Here is a 3,060-nt window from a genome sequence, read left to right as displayed (position 1 = left end):
TTTTGTTTTCCCCAGGAAATTACATCAAGACTTTTGCAAATCCAAAAACGATTTTTTTGAATTTTCAGCCATAAAAAAAGTTTATTGAAACAATGTTCAATAAACTTTCTGTATCATCAATAAAAATTGATATTACAAAGAATTTCACCAACTATTTTTGACTATTAAACTTTAAAAAAAAAATTATTAATCTCCTATTCTAAAAATCAGCAATTGGGTTGATTCTCCTGCTAAGATCATTCCTGGTCCACTACAATTTCCTGATTGCCCTCTTCCCAAATGAATCTGCCAACCGGTGCCTGCGGGAACTGTTGTTGCATAAGTAATCGATCCTCCGTGCGACGAAACCCCACCTTCTACATGAGAGGCAGTACTGTGAATTCGCGTACCTGTCAAATTAAGAGGAAAATCTATAAAATATGAACTGATTGTGCATCCTGGCGCAACATGAACTCCTTCATAAACAAATGTCATCTGGTAAGTTCCGGACGGAAAATTAATAGTGCTTGAAGCAGCATCATAAGTAAGATTTGGGATTGAATTTTTTACAAGTGTCATTGGAACCACTTGGGAACCTCCTGCTCCCTCTGTGCTTAAAAAGTCTGTTATCCCGCTATTTAATCTGAATATAGCTGGTGTAGGTATAGAAAGAAAATTCAGTGTACCAATATTCTTCACCACCCCATTGCTGTCAACAGCCAGTAGCTGATCTACATTGATGTTTCCTGTTGTTACCCCTTGTAGACGTAAAGGATTGGCACCAATTATATGCAATTTATTAGTAGGAGCTGTTATTCCTATACCCATATTTCCAGCAGCCGTCACAACCACATCATTAGCCTGCTGAGTAGCAGAAGGAATACCTGTAGTCGGATTATCCTTGGCCGAGTCAATATTAAAAACACCTTGAGGGTTAACGGTATTAATACCTACCTGAGAGTATAAAACCGTACTTAAAATCAACGATCCCAATAAAAAAGTTTTTGTTTTCATAATATTTTTTTTCTAATTTTGATAATTGTGTAAATATTTTATTGTATTTTTATTTAATTACAGCAAAATAAAATTTCTTTTAATCAATATTTTCCAAAGAAATCATATCAGCATTTTAATTTGTAAGAAGTTAAAAAAGTTAGTCTCAACATAAGAAGAGATTAACAAATTAAATACTAATTGACACTATATTCTGAATTCCTAGTATCTATTACAGATATTGTCATAAGTGTTTACTATACAACAAAATCAAGTACAAATAAACCGCTATTAAGAGAAACATATGTTTTTTTTTTATTAAAATATGTTAGCAAAAAACAATAATCACAATAAAAATTGTTATAACTTCGCGTTAAGGAGTTTTTCTCTTATCAATTTATCAAAATTCTTGTTCAGATTCTGAACAAGGTGGTTTTATGAATCTATGCATACTGTCGATTCTGGCAGATGCACTGAAATGGAAAAACCGGAAAGGAATGCTACTTAAGGCATTTTCGTATGTTATAAGATTCTTCCGTTAACTACAATACAATTAAACAAAAAATATAAAGTAAGTCTATTAATAGGATAATTTATTTACAAACTTTTGAAACCTTCCCGTTTTCAAACATTGAACAAATACAAAATATGTCTGAAAAACTAGAGATTCTTTAGTGTATAACAACGCATTTGGTCCATTTAGGTCTATAAGTCAATGATTTTCGTTATAATCAATCAGCCAAAGATGTACTATTATTAGTAACCGATAACAGACCATTCACGATAACTTCTTATTATAATAATTCGTATGCCGCAACCCTCCCATTGCATATCGCAGTATGGAACGCTGCAACTATCAACACCTAAAATGTAATAATATTATTATCTAAGGAAGGGGGATTAAACTTTAATACTGGGCTTGCTTCCATTATTCCAAATAATTGTTCATCAATTATTAATTTACCAAACGAAAATAAAGCATCTATAAGGGCCATGATTAAAACAGTTAACAGCATCTATTATGCTGTTAATTCGTTTAGCACTTCAGTATTATTAACGAGTGCACAAATTCAGAAAGATCTTTAATATATCCAAACCTTGTTACTGAAGATATATGAATTGTATTAGAAAATAATCATCTAAAAGCTTAGCAATTATTGCGTGATACTTCTGCTAGGTTGCTTATAAAGGGTTATTCCCTGGACAAATCCAAATCGACGTCAAATATTTAATAATAGGCAATTATTTTTTAACAATTATAACCAAAGAAGGTACAAAGTTTATCATAGAATAGCTATATCACCTAAAAAAAGTCTTTATAGTAAGACTATACATATATGCAGTTAAAATAGGTTTTAATATCATAATCTTTGAATTTCGGTGAACTCTTTGATGATTTCATTAATTTGTTTTATTAGTTATTTTATGTACTATGCTGTTGTAATAGATTTTTCAAGTCTTCAAAAATATTAATCAATCCAATTCATATGTCAGAATGCCATTCATTCTTTCTGGTAAGGCATTTTTATAAGGATCTGAGTTCTCTGTCATGCTGATGAGAATAACACTTTTCTTCAACATTTCGGTGTATTCTTTACTACAATACTGTAAGCCTCTATCTGAATGATAAATTAAGTGATGCTTGTAGATCCTATTCTTTATAGCTTGTTTTAAGGCTTTCAGTGTAGAACTTTTCTGTAAATTATCACTCAATTCATATTCTACATTTTCTTTGAATATGCATAGGTAATAATAATTCTTATCTTTAGTTTTGATATAAGTCATATCTGCAATATAGACTTTCTCCGAACATTCCAATTATTTTCTTTTGTAATATTGGGGTATTTCTTTATCCAATATCTGGAGTTCGTTGTTTTAAAGTAGTGGTGTCTTCTGGGAATTAAAAGACAATTTCAACTTAAAACCTTAGACAAAACAGGACGGTTTACCTGTAGACTTTCCCCTTATCAGTACTAATCAAAAGTATTAATTTCTGTTAATATTTTGTTGTTGTTTTAGGAAAAAGCGTTGGGTTTGCTTTGGCTTGCTGTCCATTTTTCCACATTACAGGTGACAATCCACCCAATG

1 protein-coding gene and 1 pseudogene are annotated in these 3,060 nt (G+C 31.2%); both read right to left on the bottom strand.

Translation table 11 applies throughout. The annotated features are described in order from the left end of the window. Positions 1-186: 186 nt before the first annotated feature. On the bottom strand, positions 187-993 hold the full coding sequence (locus LC419_RS23340; RefSeq protein WP_223609608.1) for a hypothetical protein: 807 nt from the start codon (positions 991-993) through the stop codon (positions 187-189). A gap of 1,414 nt (positions 994-2,407) precedes the next feature. Continuing rightward, positions 2,408-2,965, bottom strand: a pseudogene (locus tag LC419_RS23335) (transposase); the annotation flags it as partial. Positions 2,966-3,060 lie beyond the last annotated feature (95 nt).

Origin of the sequence: Chryseobacterium sp. OSA05B, from assembly GCF_019970065.1 — a bacterium.
GTDB lineage: Bacteria > Bacteroidota > Bacteroidia > Flavobacteriales > Weeksellaceae > Chryseobacterium.
This window is presented reverse-complemented; position numbering and strand designations above follow the sequence as displayed.